The organism is Streptomyces himastatinicus ATCC 53653, from assembly GCF_000158915.1.
GTDB lineage: Bacteria > Actinomycetota > Actinomycetes > Streptomycetales > Streptomycetaceae > Streptomyces > Streptomyces himastatinicus.
On record NZ_GG657754.1, the window covers coordinates 1,065,708 to 1,083,840 of the forward strand.

22 protein-coding genes are annotated in these 18,133 nt (G+C 72.2%); 8 read left to right on the forward strand and 14 right to left on the reverse strand.

What is annotated here, in order from left to right:
* Positions 1-93: 93 nt before the first annotated feature.
* Positions 94-1,116 carry an MDR family NADP-dependent oxidoreductase gene (locus tag SSOG_RS03910; protein WP_009712906.1) on the forward strand — a complete coding sequence of 341 codons (1,023 nt, stop codon included), beginning with the start codon at positions 94-96 and terminating at the stop codon, positions 1,114-1,116.
* Between the two features lie 124 nt (positions 1,117-1,240).
* Complete coding sequence (locus SSOG_RS53225) at positions 1,241-1,393, forward strand: hypothetical protein (protein WP_039936502.1); 153 nt, start codon at positions 1,241-1,243, stop codon at positions 1,391-1,393.
* 12 nt (positions 1,394-1,405) lie between these two features.
* On the opposite strand, the gene SSOG_RS03920 is transcribed toward SSOG_RS53225, so the two are convergent.
* Genes SSOG_RS03920 through SSOG_RS03940 form a run of 5 tightly spaced genes read right to left on the reverse strand, consistent with a single transcriptional unit; the run spans position 1,406 to position 5,763 of the window.
* Positions 1,406-2,836 carry a cytochrome P450 gene (locus SSOG_RS03920; RefSeq protein ID WP_009712908.1) on the reverse strand — a complete coding sequence of 477 codons (1,431 nt, stop codon included), beginning with the start codon at positions 2,834-2,836 and terminating at the stop codon, positions 1,406-1,408.
* Positions 2,833-3,456, reverse strand: a complete 624-nt coding sequence (locus tag SSOG_RS03925; protein WP_009712909.1) for a GTP-binding protein — start codon at positions 3,454-3,456, stop codon at positions 2,833-2,835. Before SSOG_RS03925 ends, SSOG_RS03920 begins: the two co-directional genes overlap by 4 nt.
* Positions 3,437-3,796 (reverse strand): DUF742 domain-containing protein, encoded by a 360-nt coding sequence (locus tag SSOG_RS03930; protein WP_009712910.1) that lies wholly within the window; start codon positions 3,794-3,796, stop codon positions 3,437-3,439. Before SSOG_RS03930 ends, SSOG_RS03925 begins: the two co-directional genes overlap by 20 nt.
* A complete protein-coding gene (locus SSOG_RS03935) occupies positions 3,793-4,179 on the reverse strand; it encodes a roadblock/LC7 domain-containing protein (protein ID WP_039936503.1) in 387 nt (128 codons plus the stop codon). The genes SSOG_RS03930 and SSOG_RS03935 overlap by 4 nt, the downstream gene beginning before the upstream one ends.
* A 24-nt stretch (positions 4,180-4,203) precedes the next feature.
* Positions 4,204-5,763, reverse strand: a complete 1,560-nt coding sequence (locus SSOG_RS03940; RefSeq protein ID WP_009712912.1) for an ATP-binding protein — start codon at positions 5,761-5,763, stop codon at positions 4,204-4,206.
* Positions 5,764-6,101: 338 nt separating this feature from the next.
* Here SSOG_RS03940 and SSOG_RS03945 point away from each other — a divergent pair, with 338 nt between their 5' ends.
* Complete coding sequence (locus SSOG_RS03945; protein WP_009712913.1) at positions 6,102-6,959, forward strand: TIGR02452 family protein; 858 nt, start codon at positions 6,102-6,104, stop codon at positions 6,957-6,959.
* A gap of 70 nt (positions 6,960-7,029) precedes the next feature.
* On the opposite strand, the gene SSOG_RS03950 is transcribed toward SSOG_RS03945, so the two are convergent.
* Together SSOG_RS03950 and SSOG_RS03955 are read right to left on the reverse strand one after the other, a co-directional pair.
* On the reverse strand, positions 7,030-8,619 hold the full coding sequence (locus tag SSOG_RS03950) for an alpha/beta hydrolase (protein ID WP_039940618.1): 1,590 nt from the start codon (positions 8,617-8,619) through the stop codon (positions 7,030-7,032).
* Between the two features lie 176 nt (positions 8,620-8,795).
* Positions 8,796-9,380 carry a TetR/AcrR family transcriptional regulator gene (locus SSOG_RS03955; protein ID WP_039936504.1) on the reverse strand — a complete coding sequence of 195 codons (585 nt, stop codon included), beginning with the start codon at positions 9,378-9,380 and terminating at the stop codon, positions 8,796-8,798.
* A gap of 116 nt (positions 9,381-9,496) precedes the next feature.
* Here SSOG_RS03955 and SSOG_RS03960 point away from each other — a divergent pair, with 116 nt between their 5' ends.
* Entirely contained in the window at positions 9,497-9,937 is a 441-nt protein-coding gene (locus SSOG_RS03960; RefSeq protein WP_009712916.1) for a tautomerase family protein, read from the forward strand.
* A complete protein-coding gene (locus SSOG_RS03965; RefSeq protein ID WP_039936506.1) occupies positions 9,930-10,958 on the forward strand; it encodes a zinc-dependent alcohol dehydrogenase in 1,029 nt (342 codons plus the stop codon). The genes SSOG_RS03960 and SSOG_RS03965 overlap by 8 nt, the downstream gene beginning before the upstream one ends.
* On the opposite strand, the gene SSOG_RS03970 is transcribed toward SSOG_RS03965, so the two are convergent.
* The 6 genes from SSOG_RS03970 to SSOG_RS03995 are packed head-to-tail and all read right to left on the reverse strand — an operon-like array spanning position 10,909 to position 15,594.
* A complete protein-coding gene (locus tag SSOG_RS03970; protein WP_009712918.1) occupies positions 10,909-11,709 on the reverse strand; it encodes an urease accessory protein UreD in 801 nt (266 codons plus the stop codon). The two genes, SSOG_RS03965 and SSOG_RS03970, sit on opposite strands and share 50 nt — an antisense overlap.
* On the reverse strand, positions 11,706-12,398 hold the full coding sequence (gene ureG / locus SSOG_RS03975; RefSeq protein ID WP_009712919.1) for an urease accessory protein UreG: 693 nt from the start codon (positions 12,396-12,398) through the stop codon (positions 11,706-11,708). Before ureG ends, SSOG_RS03970 begins: the two co-directional genes overlap by 4 nt.
* 33 nt (positions 12,399-12,431) lie before the next feature.
* A complete protein-coding gene (locus SSOG_RS03980; protein WP_009712920.1) occupies positions 12,432-13,250 on the reverse strand; it encodes an urease accessory protein UreF in 819 nt (272 codons plus the stop codon).
* 1 nt (position 13,251) lies between these two features.
* Positions 13,252-14,973 (reverse strand): urease subunit alpha, encoded by a 1,722-nt coding sequence (locus SSOG_RS03985; RefSeq protein WP_009712921.1) that lies wholly within the window; start codon positions 14,971-14,973, stop codon positions 13,252-13,254.
* A complete protein-coding gene (locus SSOG_RS03990; protein ID WP_009712922.1) occupies positions 14,970-15,275 on the reverse strand; it encodes an urease subunit beta in 306 nt (101 codons plus the stop codon). Before SSOG_RS03990 ends, SSOG_RS03985 begins: the two co-directional genes overlap by 4 nt.
* 16 nt (positions 15,276-15,291) lie before the next feature.
* Complete coding sequence (locus SSOG_RS03995; RefSeq protein ID WP_039936507.1) at positions 15,292-15,594, reverse strand: urease subunit gamma; 303 nt, start codon at positions 15,592-15,594, stop codon at positions 15,292-15,294.
* Between the two features lie 179 nt (positions 15,595-15,773).
* Between SSOG_RS03995 and SSOG_RS04000 the strand changes: the two genes are divergently transcribed.
* Entirely contained in the window at positions 15,774-16,727 is a 954-nt protein-coding gene (locus SSOG_RS04000) for a M28 family metallopeptidase (protein WP_009712924.1), read from the forward strand.
* Between the two features lie 21 nt (positions 16,728-16,748).
* Here SSOG_RS04000 and SSOG_RS04005 read toward each other — a convergent pair whose 3' ends face one another.
* Positions 16,749-17,048, reverse strand: coding sequence for a type II toxin-antitoxin system Phd/YefM family antitoxin (locus SSOG_RS04005; RefSeq protein WP_009712925.1), 300 nt, complete (start codon positions 17,046-17,048; stop codon positions 16,749-16,751).
* 80 nt (positions 17,049-17,128) lie between these two features.
* Here SSOG_RS04005 and SSOG_RS04010 point away from each other — a divergent pair, with 80 nt between their 5' ends.
* Together SSOG_RS04010 and SSOG_RS04015 are read left to right on the forward strand one after the other, a co-directional pair.
* Entirely contained in the window at positions 17,129-17,764 is a 636-nt protein-coding gene (locus SSOG_RS04010) for an ATP-dependent Clp protease proteolytic subunit (protein WP_009712926.1), read from the forward strand.
* 7 nt (positions 17,765-17,771) lie between these two features.
* Positions 17,772-18,077, forward strand: a complete 306-nt coding sequence (locus SSOG_RS04015; RefSeq protein WP_009712927.1) for a hypothetical protein — start codon at positions 17,772-17,774, stop codon at positions 18,075-18,077.
* The last annotated feature ends 56 nt before the right edge of the window (positions 18,078-18,133 follow it).

Here is an 18,133-nt window from a genome sequence, read left to right on the forward strand (position 1 = left end):
CCGCGCTGAGCGTGGCGGACCCGGGCTTGACCGTGTAACACCCCGCGCCCCGACCGCGTCACACCGCCAACGTCCGAGGATGAGGACCACCCCATGGCCGCACCCGTACCCGTCCCGTCCACCCACCGCGAGGTGCGCCTGACCGCGCGTCCCGGGGGCGGACCGCGCCCCGATCGGTTCGAGGTCGCCGAGGTTCCGGTCCCGGTGCCCCGCCACGGCCAGGTCCTCGTACGCAATCGGCTGACGCGGGTCGGCGCGGTGACCCGCACGCTCATGGAGGACGCCGCCGGCGTCCTCCCGATGTCCCCGTACGCACCGGGCCGGGCGCTGTGGGCCCCGGCGCTCGGCGAGGTGGTCACCGCCCCGGGCACCCGCCTGGGCCCCGGCGATCTCGTCAGGCACCAGCTCGGCTGGCGGGAATACGCGGTGATCGAGGCGGACGACGCACGGCGCGTCGACCCGGCCCTGTGGCCCGACCCGGCCGCCTGTCTCTCGCAGGGATTCGCGGGCTGGCTGGCGGTGGTACGCGCCGCCGCAGTACAACCGGGCGACACGGTGTTCGTCACCGGCGCGGCGGGAGGGGCGGGCTCCATCGCCGGACAGTTCGCCCGCCTGCGGGGAGCGGGACGGGTCATCGGGTCGACGGGGTCGCGGCGCAAGGCCGACTACCTCGTGGGGACTCTGGGTTTCGACGCGACCGTCGTCAGGGGCGAGGCACCGATCGAGGAGCAGCTGCGCGCGGCGGCCCCTGAGGGTATCGACGTGCTCGTCGACACGGTCGGCGGCGAGCAGCTCCGGGCCGCCCTGGCACTGGCCCGCCGAGGCGCGCGATGCGTCGTCATCGGCGCGCTGTCCGCCCAGGCCCGCGGCGGCACGACGGCCGAGGTGCCGGTCGACACCCTGGCGCTGTTCTCCGGGGGCATCACCCTCCGCGGGCTCACCACCGCCGACCACCGCGACGCGGTGCCGCGCTGGGAGGAGCAGTTCAGCCGGGGCCTGCGCGCCGGTGTCCTCACCTTTCCGCACACCCGGCTGCGGGGGATCGAACGGGCGCCGCGTGCCCTGGGCGAACTGCTGGACGGCCACCACATCGGTACGGTCCTCGTGGAGTCGTGACCGGAAGAACGGCGGCCGGTTTCCTCGTCCTAGCCGAAGACCCCACGACCGAGGGACCATGGAGGCTCGGCCGTGGGGCCGGTGTTCCGGCCGGGGTGCCGGAACCGCCGTGAGGAGGTCGGGGATGACCGGATCTGCCAAGGGGATGACGGCGTGCGCGGTGGGTGGCCTGGTAGCGGTGACGGCCTACACCGTGGCGCTGGGGAGCAATGGCTGGCTGTGGTTCGCCTGGGTGGTGCTCGCGCTGCTGACGGTGGGGACGCTGCTCACCCGCTGAGCGGGTGCGGCCTCACGCCGCGGTGCCGCGCAGCCAGCGCCACAGGGACGTCCACCACGGGACGCGGGCGCGCGGCGCCGCGGTGCCGTCGGTGGCGTCTTCGCCCGCGGATAAGGCCTCGTCCTCGTCCGCGGGCACCCAGCGCGTGGGGCGCGGCTTGGGCGCGAGCAGCATGCCGGAGGTGTCCACCGGATCGGTCTCGGCCCTGCGCGGCATGAACGCGACCGGCAGCGCGACCAGATGGCGGGAGATCCAGGACGCGATCCAGTTCAGCTCGGTCTCCGGCACGTCCAGCCGCAGATCGGGCAGGCGCAGCAGCAGGGTGTCGATGGCGGTGTCCGCGATGGCGCGGCCGATGTCCTGGCCGGGGCATTCGTGCGGGCCGCCGCTGAACGACAGATGCGAGCGGTTGCCGTACATGGGTGCGCCGAGGTCGGGGCGGATGGCGGGGTCGACGTTCCCGGCGGCGAGGCCGAGGAGCAGCATGTCCCCGGCCTTGATCTGCCGTCCGCCCAGTTCGGTGTCGCCGGTGGCCCAGCGGCCGGGGATCACGGTGAGGGGCGGTTCGTTCCACAGCACGTGCTCGATGGCGTCCGGCAGGGTCATATGACCTCCGGCCAGGGAGGCGCGGAAGCGCGGGTCGGTGAGGACCATGCGCAGCGTGTTGGCCATGAGGTTGGTGGTGGTCTCGTTGCCGGTGAGGAGCACGAGCCGCAGATGCTGGACGACCTCCTCCTCGGTCAGCTCGGAGGGATGGCTCAGCAGCCAGGACGCGAGGTCGCTGCCGGGCTGGGTGCGTTTGCGCTCGACGAGCTGGCGCAGGGTGTCGGTGACGTACTGGTCGCTGCGCAGGGCCGTCTCGGAGCCCTTCATCAGGTCGCGGGTGGCCTCGACCAGCCGTGGGCCGTACTCGTCGGGCATGCCGAGCAGCTGGGTGAGGACGAGCATGGGCAGCCGCTGGGCGAAGCCGGTGACCAGTTCGGCCTGGCCGTCGGCGCAGAAGTCGTTGACCAGCTGGTGGGTGAAGCGGGTGATGTGGCGGCGGATGCCGCGGCGGTCGACCCTATTCATGCTGTCGGTGAGCGCGGCGCGCAGCCGCTCGTGCTCGTCGCCGTCGGCGAAGGTGCACATGGGCTGCCAGCCGACCACGGGGAGCAGCGGCGAGTCGTCCGGGATCCGGCCCTCCCCCCAGGCGCTCCAGTACCGGGAGTCGCGGGAGAAGCGGGAGGGGGTGCGGGCGACCTCCAGGTTCTCGCGGTAGCCCAGCAGCAGCCAGGCCGGTACGTCGTCGCCGAGCCGCACCGGGGCCACCGGTCCGTGTTCGCTGCGCAGCCGCTCGTACAGGCCCATCGGGTCCTTCTCGTTCTCGGATCCGAAGAGGTCCACCACACCGGCGAGGGGGCTCCGGGCGTGGGCGGGGCACTGGTCGGGGGGAGGGGTCACGGTGTCTCCGGGGTCACGGTGGTGAGGTGTTGCAGATAGCTCACGAGGGTGAGGAGCGTGTCGCGGCTGGATCCGCGGTCGCGGGCGTCGCAGTCGATGATGGGGACGGCGTCGGGCAGGTCCAGGGCCGCGCGCAGCTCGTCGACGGGGTGGACGGGCGCCCCGGGGAAGGCGTTGATGGCGACGACGAAGGGGACGCCCCGCTCCTCCAGCCGGCCCAGGACGTCGAAGCTGACCTCCAGCCGGCGGGTGTCGATGAGGACCACGGCCCCGAGCGCGCCCTCGAAGAGGCCGTTCCACAGGAACCAGAAGCGCTCCTGGCCGGGGGTGCCGAACAGGTAGAGCACCAGCTGTTCGTTGAGGCTGATGCGGCCGAAGTCCATGGCCACGGTGGTCTCGGTCTTGCGCTCCACCCCGGCGATGTCGTCGACGCCGACCCCGGCCTGGGTCATCGTCTCCTCGGTGGTCAGCGGGCGGATCTCGCTCACCGAGCCGACCATCGTGGTCTTGCCGACCCCGAATCCGCCGACGATCACGATCTTGACGGCCGCGGCGGCGGAGGCCGGGAGGGCGTCCTCGCTGCGGGGGCCGACGAGCGTCTCAGAGGTTCTGTAGTCCATGCATCACCGCCTGGAGGAGTTCGGTGTCGGGCAGTACCGCGGCCGGGACCGGTGCCCGCGCCTCCACCTGGCGGTGGGCGAGCAGATCCGCGAGGAGCACGGTCACGGTGCTGACGGGCAGCGTCAGATACGCGGAGATCTCGGCCACGGAGAGCGGGAAGTGGCACATCCGCAGCACGGCGGCGGCCTCGGGCAGCATGCCCGGCTCGGGTTCGGCCCGGGCCACGATCAGGCTGACCAGTTCGATGGTGTCCGCCCGCTGGGACCGGCCGGGGCCGCCGTCGACGAGGTAGAGCCGTTCGGGGCCGCCCTCGTCGGTGCCCTTTCCGGTCCGGCTCATGGCATGCGTCCGCTGGCCCGTGGCGGGCTGCTGAGGTGTTCGCCGAGCCGGGCGACCAGGTCTCTCATGCACTGGCCCATCAGTCCGGCGTCCACGCCGTCCTCGGCGAGCACCGCGAGGTAGGAGCTGGTACCGGCCGCCATCAGATAGAAGAAGCCGCCGTCGACCTCGATGACCACCAGCCGCATCCGCCCGTCGCCGGTGGGGAATTCGACGGCGATCGCCGTCGACAGGCTCTGGAGCCCCGCACAGGCGGCGGCCAGGCGGTCGGCGGTCTCCTCGTCCGTACCGACCTGGGCCATGCACAGGCCGTCCGAGGACAGCAGGACCACGTGGCGGGTCTGCGGAACGCTCTTGGCGAGGTCCCGGAGCATCCAGTCCATGTTGAACCGCGCTTGCGTCACTTGCTACTCACCCTCATCCGAAGCGTTGTCCACGGCGTTGTCCCAGGCGTGCGGCATATCCGATGGCTCCGCGCCGTGCGGGTGGCCGGAGGTGTCCACCGGATCCGCCTCACCGGAGACGGCCTTGGTGAACGCGGCCAGCCACATCCCCGGCTGGACGGGCGGCTCGGCCGGTGCCGGGGGGCCCGCCGGGGCGGGCTCCGGGTCGGCCTGGATCCGGATGGGCGGGGTCACGGTCGGCATCCGGCGGCGGCGCTGGGGCAGTCCTGCGGTGTTGTGGCGGATCCCGTTGTGGTCGTAGGCGACCGGGCCGGTGGCGTTGGCGTTGGCGTTGTCGGGCAGCGGCGGATAGGGCGCGGCGCGCTTGATGGGCTTGGGCGGCGGCAGCTTCTGGGCCCGGGCGATGGCGCCGCCGGGGGCCGGGGTGGGACAGATGACGTCCTGCGGGACGACGAGCACCGCGCGGACGCCGCCGTACGCGGAGGGCCGCAGCGACACCTGGAACCGGTACTTCACGGCGAGGCGGCCGACCACGGCCAGGCCCAGCCGGGGCGTCTCGCCGAGGTCGTCGAGGTCGAAGCCGGTGCCCGCCTGCTCCAGCACGTACTCGGTGCGCCTGCGGCTCTCCTCCGACAGCCCCACCCCGGCGTCCTCGATCTCGACCGCCACCCCGGACTGGACCTCGACCGCCGTCAGATGCACCCGCGTCCTGGGCGGGGAGTAGCGGGTGGCGTTGTCGAGCAGCTCGGCCAGGGCGTGGATCAGCGGCTCCACCGACGGGCCGACGATGCCGACGTCGGCCACCGAGTGCAGATCCACCCGCCGGTATTCGAGGATGCGCGACATGGCGCCGCGCAGCACGTTGTACAGCGGAACCGGGTTGCGCCACTGACGGCCCGGGCGGGAGCCGCCCAGCACCGAGATGCTGTCGGCGAGCCGTCCGATCAGCGCGTTGCCGTGGTCGAGGTGGAGCAGATCGCTGTAGACCTCGGGGGCGGCCCCGTGCTTGTCCTCCATGTCCCGCATGTCCATGGCCTGTTGATGGGTGATGGCCTGCACCCGGCGGGCGACGTTGACGAACGCCCGCCCCGCCGCGTCCCGCAGGTCCTCCTCGGCCCGCACGGTCTCCAGCACCGTCCGCAGGACGGCGCGGTGCGCGGACTCGAAGTCCGGGTCGAGGACGGGCGAGGGCTCGATGGTCTTCATCACGGCGTCGACCTCGGCGCCGCGCTGGAGCCGCTCCACGGCCGCGGGCAGCACCTCCTGGGCCAGCCGCCGGGTCTCCACCTCCTGGTCGACCAGGCGCTGCCGGTACGCGGCGTCCTGGTCGGCGACCCGTGCGCGCAGCCTGCCGATCCGACGTCCGCGGCGGGCCGACTCGGCCGCCGCCAGGGCCACCGCCAGCGTCGCCGCCGCGCCGCACCAGGCGACCGTCGCCCGCGCCCCGGCGGACACCACGGTCACGGCGAACGCCGCACAGGCCGCCATCGCGGCGGGAGGAATGAGCCATACGAGCGCGGAGGCGGGCCGTCGGCCTCCAGATGACGCGCCGGCGAAAACCATCGGCTTCCTTAAAAGCAGCGGGAGAAAATACGTGCGAAGAACTCGCTATGAGCCCTGGAGCATAGCGGTTTGGACACATCCCGAAATGACGATGATTTTTTCTTGGTAACGAATTCGGCGGGTGAATTAAATGAGCGTAAGAAAGCGATCGCATTCGCTCACAGCCCTGGTGGATTCGAAACCCCACACCGCCAACATGCGGTGCAATTACCTTCATTACGGACATCATGCGGCGACTCGCCGGGGTCTGCGGGGAGTTGTACAGTCGGTCGGTTTATTCGGTCGCGCGACGGTGATCGAGTTTCGTAGCCTCGACGGACCATGACAGAGGAACGAACATGAGTGCGCGGCTGCGGGGCATCGCCAAGGGAACCGAGGAGATCGTCGCGGCGGGCGGCTATACGGCGCCCGGGGGTCGCCCGGTGCGGCTCGCCGAGCGGATCGCCCGCGCAACGGCGGGGACCGCGCTGTACGGGCCGGAGCCGGTGAAGCCGCCGGAATCCGGGGCGGAGGATGGCGCCACGGCGTACGCGGAGGAACGCGCCACGGCGTACGAGGTGACCGCGGAGAGCAGCATGGAAGCCGCGCGCCGGCTGACGGCCGAGCGGCCCGGGGAGCCGGTCGCCGTGCTCAACTTCGCCTCCGCGCGCAATCCCGGAGGCGGCTATCTGAACGGCGCGCAGGCACAGGAGGAGGCGCTGTGCCGGACCTCGGCGCTGTACACGTGCCTGCGGACGGTGCCGGAGTTCTACGCGGCGCACCGCGCCGATCCGAGCCCGTTCTACAGCGACCGGGTCATCCACTCCCCCGGTGTCCCGGTCTTCCGCGACGACCGGGGCGGGCTGCTGGCGGAGGCGTACGAGGTCGGCTTCCTCACCTCGGCCGCGCCGAACGCCGGAGTGATCGCCCGGCGGGCCCCGGACCGGGTGGCCGAGGTGGCGGGGCGGCTCACCGCACGCGCCGGGCGGGTGCTGGAGGTCGCGGCCGTGGGCGGGTACCGGCAGTTAGTACTGGGGGCCTGGGGCTGCGGGGTGTTCCGCAATGATCCGGCGGTGGTCGCCGGGGCGTTCCACGCCCATCTGGCGGGCGCGGGGGCGCGGTTCGCGGACCGTTTCGACCGCGTGGTGTTCGCGGTGCTGGACCGCCGCGCGGACTCCCCCACGAGGGCGGCCTTCGCGGCGGCGTTCCCCCGGTAGTCCGGGACGGTGTGGCGCCGGGCCCGCTTCCGTAGGCGCCGACTCGTACGGAAGCGGGCTCGGCCGACCGTTACTTGACGGCCCCGGCGGCCTTCGCGGCCCCGCCGGTCTTCGCGGGCTTCGGCGTGGCGTGCGGAGCGCACGTCACGTCCTTGGCGTCCACCGTGCCCTTGAGCAGGTAGGCGTCCACCCGGTCGTTGATGCAGGCGTTGACCAGCCCGGTGACACCGTGCGAACCCGCGTCCTTCTCGGTGATCAGACGCGAGCCCTTGAGGCGCTTGTGCAGCTCGACGGCGCCCTCGTACGGGGTGGCGGCGTCACGGGTGCTCTGCACGATGAGCGTCTTCGGCAGCCCCTTGCCCGCACCGACCTCAAGCGGGGTCCGCTGCTTCGACGGCCAGGTGGCGCACGGCAGGTTCATCCAGGCGTTGGACCAGGTCAGGAACGGGTAGTCGCGGTGCAGCCGGGTGTTGTCCCGGTCCCACTTCCGCCAGCTGGTCGGCCACTTGGCGTCGGCGCACTCCACGGCGGTGTACACCGCGTTGCCGTTCTCCGAGGCGATGTTGCCCGCGGTGTCGGACAGGTCCGGGCCCGCGGCCTCGACGAGCGCCTTCTCGTCACCGGCCAGGTAGTCGCGCCACACCTCGGCGACCGTGGTCCACGACGAGTCGTAGTACGGGGCGCTCTGGAAGAAACCGAGCAGCTCGGCCGGGCCGACGACCCCGCCGATCGGCTTCTTCTTGGCGGTCGCGCGCAGCTTCTCCCACTGCGCCTGGACCGCTCCCGGGGTGTCGCCGATGTGGTAGGCCGCGTCGTTCTTGGCCACCCACGCCTTCCAGTCGTCCCAGCGCATTTCGAACGCGACGTCCTGGTCCAGGTTGGCCTGGTACCAGATCTTCTCCCGCGAGGGGTTGACCACGGAGTCCACGATCAGGCGGCGCACATGGTCCGGGAAGAGCGTCGCGTAGACCCCGCCGATGTACGTCCCGTAGGACACGCCCAGGTAGTTGAGCTTCTTGTCGCCGAGCGCGGCCCGGAGGACGTCGATGTCGCGGGCGGTGTTGGGCGTCGTCATATGCGGCAGCATCCAGCCGCTGCGCTCCTTGCACCCGTCGGCGTACTCCGCGGCGAGCTTGCGCTGCGCCCGCTTGTCCGCCTCGCTGTCGGGCACCGGGTCCATCTTGGGCGCCTTGGCGGACTCCTGCGGGTCGACACAGGAGATGGCGGCCGAGTGGCCCACCCCGCGCGGGTCGAAACCCACGAAGTCGTACGCCTTCGAGGTCTTCGTCCACAGCGGGTTCTTGTTGGTGACCCGGGTCGGGAACTTGAGCCCGGAGCCGCCCGGTCCGCCCGGGTTGTAGATCAGCGAACCCTGCCGCTCGGAGGCGGTCCCGGTGTTGCCGATGCGGTCCACCGCGATCTTGATGGTGCGGCCGTTCGGCTTGGCGTAGTCGAGCGGTACGGTCACATAGCCGCACTGGATGGGCTTGGCGAGGTTCCAGTCGGCCGGACAGTCCGTCCAGTCGATGCCCGCCTTCGCGGCCCGGGCCGCGGCGATCGCCGCCCCGCGGGCCTCCGCGGCGCCCCCCGGCGTCCGCGTGGGCTCCGATGCCCCCGCCGTGGGGGCGGCCAGCGCACCGGTTATCAGCGCACCGGTCATCACGCCGCCGGCCACGCCGAGTACTGCTGTGCGTCTCACGTAGTAATCCCCCTGCTTTGTTGCGCCGCCGTGCGGCGATGATCACAGAGTGTCAGGAGGATCCTCGCGCCTCGCTTACTGTTGAGTACAGGGCAAACCGCCGTTTCTTTATCAACACGTCACCTTCACAGGCCCGCTCAGCCTTTGATCGCACCGGCGATGAGGGCCTGGAGTTGCTCGGCGGTGCGGTCCAGCGGCTCGATGCTGCGCTTGGCGCGGCACATGGCGACGGTTCCCTCGACGGCCGCGACGGTCAGCGTCGCGAGCTGCTCCGCCTGCCCGGGCGCGGCGCCGTGTTCCCGCAGGGAGTTGGCGAGCAGCTTCTCCCAGTCGTCGAAGACGGCCGCGGCAGCCGCCAGGGCGGGCGGGATCTCGCCGGGCGGGGGTTCCTCGATGGAGACGGCCAGGACCGGGCAGCCCGCCCGGAATTCGGTGTCGATGACGATCGTGCGCCACAGTCCGAGGAACGCCCGGAGGCCCGCGACCGGGCCCGCCTCCAGCTCCTTGCGGAGCATGCGGGCGATGGTCTCGCCCGCGTACCGGACGGCCTCGGTGGCCAACTGCTGCTTGCCCTCGGGGAAGTAGTGGTACGTGGAGCCGAGCGGCGCCTCGGCGTGCTTGGCCATCTCGCGGATGCTCGTGGCGTTCAGTCCGCGCCGGCTGATCATGTCGGCCGCGCCGGCCACGATCCGCTGCCGGGCCTGGGGGCCGCCCTTGGTCATGTTCACTCCCGCTCTGGCTATAACGCTCGTCATAGTCTAGCGTGACCTCGCGTTATAACGACTGTCATAACGCGACGCCGTCGTCGCGTCCGCCGTACGAGAGCTGAGGAACTGCCATGCCGATGATCCGGCTGACCGCCCCGACCGGCGCCCTGACCGAGGAGGGCCGCGCGGGCATTCAGCGCGATCTGGCCGCCCTGCTGCTGCGCTGGGAGGGCGCGCCCGACACGGCCTTCTTCCGCGCCCAGGCGTGGAGCCATCTGATCGAACTGCCCGAGGGGGCCCAGACCACCGCGGAGGACGACGCACCGCGCTTCCTCGTGGACGTCACCGTGCCCCAGGGCGCCCTGTCCGAGCGCCGCAAGGCCGGTCTGGTCGAGGACGCCACCCGGGCCGTGCTGAAGGCCGCCGGGCTCTCCCCCGACGAGGCGCTGCGGGTGTGGGTGCTGATCCACGAGCAGCCGGACGGCACGTGGGGCGCCGGTGGATCCGTCATCCGGTACGCCGACCTGGTCGCCCTCGCGAGCCAAAGCAAGCAGGAGCAGGCCGATGCGTGAACTGACGTACGTCGCACGGCACACCGTCGAATGGCGCGAGGCGCCCGACCCCCGGCTGGAGTCCGGCCGGGACGCGATCGTCGCGCCGGTGGCCGCCACCCCCTGCGATGTGGACTCCGCGATCCTCGCCGGGCATGGCTTCGTGGACCCGCCGTTCGCCCTCGGCCACGAATGCGTGGCCCGCGTCATCGACGTCGGTGACGCGGTGACCGGCGCCGCCCCCGGCGATCTGGTCGTCGTGCCCTGGTCCATCAACTGCGGCGGCTGCGACCACTGCCGCGCCGGGCTGACCGCCCACTGCACCTCCGTGCCGCACATGGCGATGTACGGGGCGCCGATCGGCGGCAGTTGGGGCGGGCTCTTCTCCGATCTGGTCCGGGTGCCGTACGCGGACGCCATGCTGGTCCCGCTGCCGCCGGGGCTCGACCCCATCGCCATGGCCTCGGCCAGCGACAACTGGTCCCTCGCGCGGCGCCTGGTCGCCCCGCATCTGGCGGCCCGTCCGGGGGCGCGGGTGCTGGTCGTCGCCCGGGGCAGCATCGGTCTGTACGTGTGCGACATCGCCCGCGCGCTCGGCGCCTCCGACGTCCTGTACGTCGACCCCGACGCCGAGCACCGGAAGCTGGCGACGAGCTTCGGCGCCCGTACCGCCGAGGCGATCGAGCCCGTCCGGCACGGCTTCGACATCGCCGTCGAGGCGACCGGCCGCATCGATCAGCTCACCCTGGCGCTCACCTCGCTCGCCCCCGAGGGCATCTGCGAGAGCGCGGGCAACCACTTCCGGCCCGGCGAACTGCCGCTGCTCGACATGTACCTCACCGGTGTCACCCTGCGCGTCGCCCGGGACAACGTCCGCAGCCACCTGCCCGACGCCCTCGAACTCGCGGGCTCCGGAAGGGTGGCGCCCGAGCGCGTCGTCTCCCATGTCCTGGACTGGGAGCAACTCCCCGAGGCGCTGCCGGAGAAGCGCCTCAAGCCGGTGTTCGTACGCGACATCGCCCCGGCCTCGGCCGAGAGTTGAGCCCCTCGTCCAGCATCCGGCGCAGCCGCAGACCGTCTGTGGCCACGGCGCTGACCAGGGCGGCGGGGCCGGTGAGCGGGGTGATGACGGCCGTGTCGGAGAGCAGGCGGGGCTGGACCGGATCGCTGTCGTACGCCGGGTCCACCACCAGGAGTTGACCGGCCGCCCGGTGCCCGCCGAGCACCGCGCCGCCGTCCCAGCCGGGCGCGCCGGGGCCGTACGACAGCTCCTGGTCCAGCAGCGGGCGCCCGGCGCGGTGCACGGTCAGACGGCTGGTCAGCGCGCCCGGGGGCTCGCCGAAGCGGCCGAGGATCTGTTCCTCGCGCAGCACCAGGCGGGCGGTGGGGGCGAGTTCGACGGTGGTGGTCATGCGCAGATCGCTGCCGTGGGCGGAGATCAGCGGTTCGGGCAGCCAGTGCAGGGTGGCGCCGTCGGCGACGGTCAGCCGGATCGCGTAGTGGGCGGGCTCCGCGGAGCGGCCGGGCAGCGCGAGCGTGGCGGCCGCCGAACCGACGCGGAGCCGGGCGCCGGGGCCGACGTCCGCGGTCAGCGCGATGTGGTCGCCGCCGAGCGGGGCGCTCATCGCGCCGACCACGGTGACGCACGCCTCGCCGTCGCCGGTCGCCCGGGTCCGCCGCAGGGCCAGCGGCCCGTCCCCGGCCAGCACGGGCAGCGCGGTGCCGCCGCGGCCGTCCGCTTCGGCGACGAGGCGGGCGGTGGCGCGTACGGCGGTACCGCCTGTGTGGGTCACGCCGGGGCCGCCGTCCAGGCGGCCAGCCGCTCGCGTACCCAGTCGGCGATCGGGCGGACGCCCTCCGGCGCGACCAGGGAGGTGAAGGCGACCGGCAGATCGCCGCGCTGCTCCTTGGCGTCGCGCGCCATGCGCTCCAGATCGGAACCGACGTACGGGGCGAGGTCGGTCTTGTTGACGACGAGGAGGTCGGCCGTCGTCACGCCCGGCCCGCCCTTGCGCGGGATGTCGTCGCCGCCCGCGACGTCGATGACGAACACCTGAGCGTCGACCAGGCCCTTGGAGAAGGTCGCGGTGAGGTTGTCGCCGCCGGACTCGACGAGGATCAGGTCGAGCGGGCCGACGCCCTCCTCCAGGTCCTCGACCGCTTCGAGGTTGGCGGAGATGTCGTCGCGGATCGCGGTGTGCGGGCAGGCGCCGGTCTCCACGGCGCTGATGCGCTCCGCGGGCAGCACCGCGTTGCGCAGCAGGAACTCGGCGTCCTCGCGGGTGTAGATGTCGTTGGTGACCACGGCGATCGACAGCTCGTCGCGCAGCGCCCGGCACAGCGCGGCGACGGTCGCGGTCTTGCCGGAGCCGACCGGCCCGCCGAGCCCGATGCGCAGCGCCCGGCGGGTGCCGTCGGGGCGGCGCGGGTCGGCGCCGTGGGTGTGGCGCTGCGGGTAGGTCTCGGGGTGATCGAGGTGCATGGCGGCTCCGGGGGCGGGTGATGGGGCGGGCGGTTACGAGGCGAAGAGGCGTACGGGCCAGGCGGCGTGCTGCTCGGCGGCGATGTCGAGCAGCGGCGCCGCGGCGGCGGGCAGCGCGCCGGGGCCCTCGTCCAGGGCCCGGTGCCCCGCCTCGGCGGCGCGGGCGGCGATCCGGTCCATCTCGGGGGCGAGGCGGGCGAGGACGGTGGTGGCGTCGAACGGGTCGAGGCTGAGCAGCCGTACGGCGGCGGACGCCGGTCCCCCGGCCGACTCGTACGCGGCGGCGTACGCGGCGGCCCGCGGGTCGAGCCCGGCGGCGCGCGCGGCCAGCCCCTGTACGACGGGCTGGTGGGCGCCGCGCGGCCGGGCGGCGGCGAGGGCGTCCAGCTCGGGCGAGGGCCAGGTGGCGCGGGCGGCGCGCATCAACTGCCGGCCGAGCCGCCGTGCGGTGGTACGCAGCGCGGGGACGGGGGTCCGGGCGTCGGCTGCCTCGTCGAGCACGAGCGGATCCACCCCGGCGGCGGCCGCGGCGGCGAGCGCGGCCGCGGTGAGCCCGGCGGTGTGCAACCGCCCGCGGCAGAACGCCTCCAGGGTGACCGCGTCATGGATCCGCCCGGCCTTGACGGCGGCCTCGGCCCCGCCGGAATGGGCGTGCCCCCCGGCGGGGAACCGCCCATCGGCGAGGATGAGCAGCGCGGCGGTGCCCGGTGCGACGGCGCCTACGGCTGGGGCGCTTGCGGGAGCGTTGGCGGGTGCCGGTCCGTGGGTGGGTTGCGCCCACCCGTTCCGCCCAGGGGGCACCTCCCAGCGGTAGCTGGGGGAGGAACGATTGCCCACAACGGTATCGTCCATGTCAGAAGAGGAAGTACCGCTGGGCCATGGGGAGTTCGGCCGCCGGGGCCGGGTCGACGGGGTCGCCGTCGATGGTCACCGTGAAGGTGTCCGGGTCGACCTCCACCCGCGGCATGGCGTCGTTCTCCCGCATATCCGCCTTGGTCACCCCGCGCGTCCCCCGGATCGGCACGAACCGCTTCCCGAGGCCGAGCCGGTCGGCCAGACCGTCGTCCAGCGCGGACTGGGTGACGAAGTTGAAGGAGTTGGCGGCCGGGGCGCGTCCCATCGCGCCGAACATGGGCCGGGGCAGCACCGGCTGCGGCGTGGGGATGGACGCGTTGGCGTCGCCCATCTGCGCGTACGCGATCTGCCCGCCCTTGAGTACCAGGTGCGGCTTGACGCCGAAGAAGGCGGGTTCCCACAGCACCAGGTCGGCGAGCTTTCCGGGCTCCACGGAGCCGATCTCGCCGTCGAGGCCCTGCGCCACCGCCGGGTTGATGGTGTATTTGGCGACATAGCGACGCGCCCGCCGGTTGTCCGCGCGCCCGTCCCCCGGCAGGGCGCCCCGGCGCCGCTTCATCACGTGCGCGGTCTGCCAGGTGCGCAGGACGACCTCGCCGATCCGGCCCATGGCCTGGGAGTCGGAGGAGATGATCGAGATGGCGCCGAGGTCGTGCAGGATGTCCTCGGCGGCGATGGTGCCGGGCCGGATGCGGGACTCGGCGAAGGCGAGGTCCTCGGGGACGGCCGGGTTGAGGTGGTGGCAGACCATCAGCATGTCGAGGTGTTCCTCGACGGTGTTGACGGTGTGCGGCCGGGTCGGATTGGTCGAGCTGGGCAGCACGTTCGGCTGGGAGACCACGGTGATGATGTCGGGCGCGTGGCCGCCGCCCGCGCCTTCGGTGTGGTACGCGTGGATCGAGCGTCCGGCGATCGCGGCGAGGGTGTCGGCGACGAACCCGGCCTCGTTGAGGGTGTCGGTGTGGATGGCGAGCTGTGCGCCGCTCTCCTCGCACACACCGAGGCAGGCGTCGATCGCGGCAGGGGTCGCTCCCCAGTCCTCGTGGATCTTGAATCCGAGGGCCCCGCCGCGCAGTTGGGACCACATGCCCTCGCGCGAGACGGTGTTGCCCTTGCCGAGCAGCCCGATGTTGACGGGGTACGCCTCCAGCGCCTCGAACATCCGGGCCAGATGCCAGGGACCGGGGGTGATGGTGGTCGCCTTGGTGCCCTCGGCGGGCCCGGTGCCGCCGCCGACCAGGGTGGTGATGCCCGAGGACAGCGCCTGGTCGAGAAGGGTCGGGGAGATGAAGTGGACATGGGCGTCGATGGCGCCCGCGGTGAGGATCCTGCCGTTGCCCGCGATGACCTCGGTCTCGGGTCCGATGACGAGGTCGGGGTGGACACCGTCCATGGTGTCGGGGTTCCCGGCCTTGCCGATCCCGGTGATACGGCCGTCCCGCAGCCCGACGTCGGCCTTGACCACGCCCCAGTGGTCGAGCACCACGGCACCGGTGATCACGGTGTCGGGGGCGCCCTCGGCGCGGGTGACGCGCGACTGGCCCATGGACTCGCGGATCACCTTGCCGCCACCGAAGACCGCCTCGTCGCCGGAGCGGCCGGGACCGCCGCAGCGGTCCTCCTCGATCTCGACCACGAGGTCGGTGTCGGCGAGCCGTATTCGATCACCGGCGGTCGGCCCGAACAGGTCCGCGTACGCGGCGCGGCTCAGCTCCGTCACAGCGCGCCTCCCGTCTCGCCGCGCAGCCCGGGGACGACCCGCGCGCCCGCCAGCGGCACCAGCTCCACCTCGACGGGGAGGCCAGGTTCGAAGCGCACGGCGGTGCCGGCGGCGATGTGGAGCCGGTGGCCGCGGGCCGCGGCACGGTCGAACTCCAGGCCGGGGTTGGCCTCGGCGAAGTGGTAGTGGGAGCCGACCTGGACCGGCCGGTCGGCCGCGTTGAGCACGGTGAGCCGGATGACCGGCCGCCCCTCGTTGAGCCGTACCGGCTCGTCAGCGGGGAAGATCTCTCCGGGGATCATGGAACGCCGCCTCCCGTCAGACGATCGGCTGGTGGACGGTGACGAGCTTGGTGCCGTCCGGGAAGGTGGCCTCGACCTGGACGTCGTGGATCATCTCGGGGATGCCCTCCATGACCTCGTCGCGGGTGAGCACCTTGCGGCCGGAGGCCATCAGCTCGGCGACGGTACGGCCGTCCCGGGCGCCCTCCAGGATGTGCACGGTGATCAGCGCGATGGCCTCGGGATGGTTGAGCAACACACCCCGGGTCCGTCGTTTTTCAGCCACGTCAGCTGCCACATGAATGAGCAGGCGTTCCTGCTCGTGCGGCGTCAAATGCACGTCGTCCCACCTCATCCTCACGCACGACTATCGAAGGCTAGATGGGCGGCGTTTCAGGCTGGTTAACGCGTCGGCAAAGAATCGCCCTTGACGGTGACACGGAAAAACGATGATCCTCATGTCCGCATCATGATCTATCAGCTCCGCACAAACCCCCCACATCACTACGGAGCCCAACTGTGCATCGCATAGCGCCATTTCGCCGCGGCACGCTCGCGGCCGGAACCTGCGCCGCCCTCGCCGCCGCCCTGCTGAGCGGGGCCTCCGCGGCCCAGGCCACCATCACCCCCCGCGCCGCCGCACCGGACATCGACGTGAAGGCGGTCAAGGCCGATCTGGACCAGCTCCAGACGATCGCCGACGGACACGGCGGCAACCGTGCCCACGGGCAGCCCGGCTACCGGGCGTCCCTGGACTACATCAAGGGCAAGCTGGACGCGGCCGGATTCAAAACCGGCGTCCAGGAGTTCACCTCGGGCGGCGCCAAGGGCTACAACCTGGTCGCCGACTGGCCGGGCGGCAGCGCCGACAAGGTGCTCATGGCCGGATCGCATCTCGACTCGGTCGAGGCCGGACCCGGCATCAACGACAACGGCTCGGGCTCCGCCGCGATCCTGGAGGTCGCGCTCGCCGTGGCCAAGGCCGACCTCAAGCCCACCAAGCATCTGCGGTTCGCCTGGTGGGGCGATGAGGAGGACGGCATGATCGGCTCCACCCACTATGTGGACAGCCTGAAGTCCGACGAGAAGTCGAAGATCGACTCGTATCTGAACTTCGACATGCTCGGCTCCCCCAACCCCGGGTACTTCGTCTACGACGACGACCCGGAGCTGGAGAAGGTCTTCAAGGACTGGTACGCGGCCAAGGACATCGCGACCGAGAAGGAGACCGAGGGCGACGGCCGCTCGGACCACGCCCCGTTCAAGGACGCCGGGGTGCGGGTCGGCGGGCTGTTCACCGGCGCCGAGTCCACCAAGTCCCAGGCCCAGGCGGACCAGTGGGGCGGCAAGGCGGGCGAGCCGTTCGACCCGTGCTACCACTCCGCGTGCGACAAGACGTCCAACGTCGACGACACCGCGCTCGACCGCAACACCGACGCGATCGCCCACGCGGTCTGGGAGCTCAGCTCCTAGCCGCCACTTCTCCAGCCGTCATCATTCGCGGCCCGGACGCCGATCCCCGGCGTCCGGGCCGCGGTGTTCTGCCGCGATACCGAAGCGCCGCCGTTCGCCGGGAGCGGACGAGGACGAGCGCATCGCCGACACCGTACTGATCACCTGCTCCTCCGCCTCCGCCTCGACCGCGTCGAGTCGTTGCAGGTCATCCGAGGACACCAGGGCGACCAGCGGCTTTCCGTGCCGGGTGAGGACCACCCGCTCACCGCCGTAGACCACGCGGTTGATCAGCTCCGCCAGCTCCGCCCGGGCTTGCGTCACCGGAATCTCGTACGCCATGCTCCCCATCGTACGGGACGTACATCCTGTACATTTTTTACGGAGCCGAGTCCCCGAGAGACCCACGAGAGGTGACCGCGATGGAACGACCTGCCGCGCGCTATGTCCTGCCCGAGTTCACGGAGCGCACCAGCAGCGGCGTGCGCACCATGGACCCCTACTCCAAGCTGCTCTCCGAGCGCATCGTCTTCCTCGGCACGCCCGTCGACGACACGGCGGCCAACGATGTGATCGCGCAGCTCATCCACCTCGAACACGCCGGGCCCGACCAGGACGTCTCGCTCTACATCAACTCCCCGGGCGGCTCGTTCGGCGCGATGACGGCGATCTACGACACGATGCGCTTCGTCACCTGCGACATCGAGACCATCTGCCTGGGCCAGGCCGCGTCCGCCGCCGCCGTGCTGCTCGCCGCGGGGGCGCCGGGCAAGCGGCTGGCGCTGCCCGGTGCGCGGGTGCTGATCCACCAGGCGGCGCTGAGCGAGCCCATCGAGGGGACCACCTCGGACCTGGAGATCCAGGCCGGTGAGCTGCTGCGGACCCAGGCGCTGCTGGAGGAGATGCTGGTGCGGCACACCGGACAGAGCGCCGAGCGGATCCGCGCGGACATCGACCGCGACAGGATCTTCGACGCCGAGGCCGCGGTGGCGTACGGGCTGGTGGACGGGGTCACCCAGAGCCGTAAGCATCCGGGTTCGCTGCCCGGGGGACGGTGATCGCGCGATGCTTCCGGAACTTCCCCCGCTGCCCGCGCTGACCCGCGCCGAGGGAGACCTCGTGGACGCGTATCTGGAGGCGGTCGATCTGCTCGGCCGGATCAATCCGGCCCGCGGCCATGACACCTACAGCGGGCTGCGCGCCGCCCAGGCGCTGGTCGGGAAGGCCGTCGCGCTGCGGGACGCGCTGGCGCTGATGCACGACCGGGGCGAGAGCGCACTGCACACCGCGACGCTGGACCGTGCGCTGCGCGTGCTGGACGGGGAGCGGCGCGCCGAGCGGGTGACGCTGCCGTCCGTCTCGCCGCGTTGATCTGCACCCCTGGCCCTCGTGACGTCGCCCGAACGGCGTAGCGCGGAGCCCGGGGG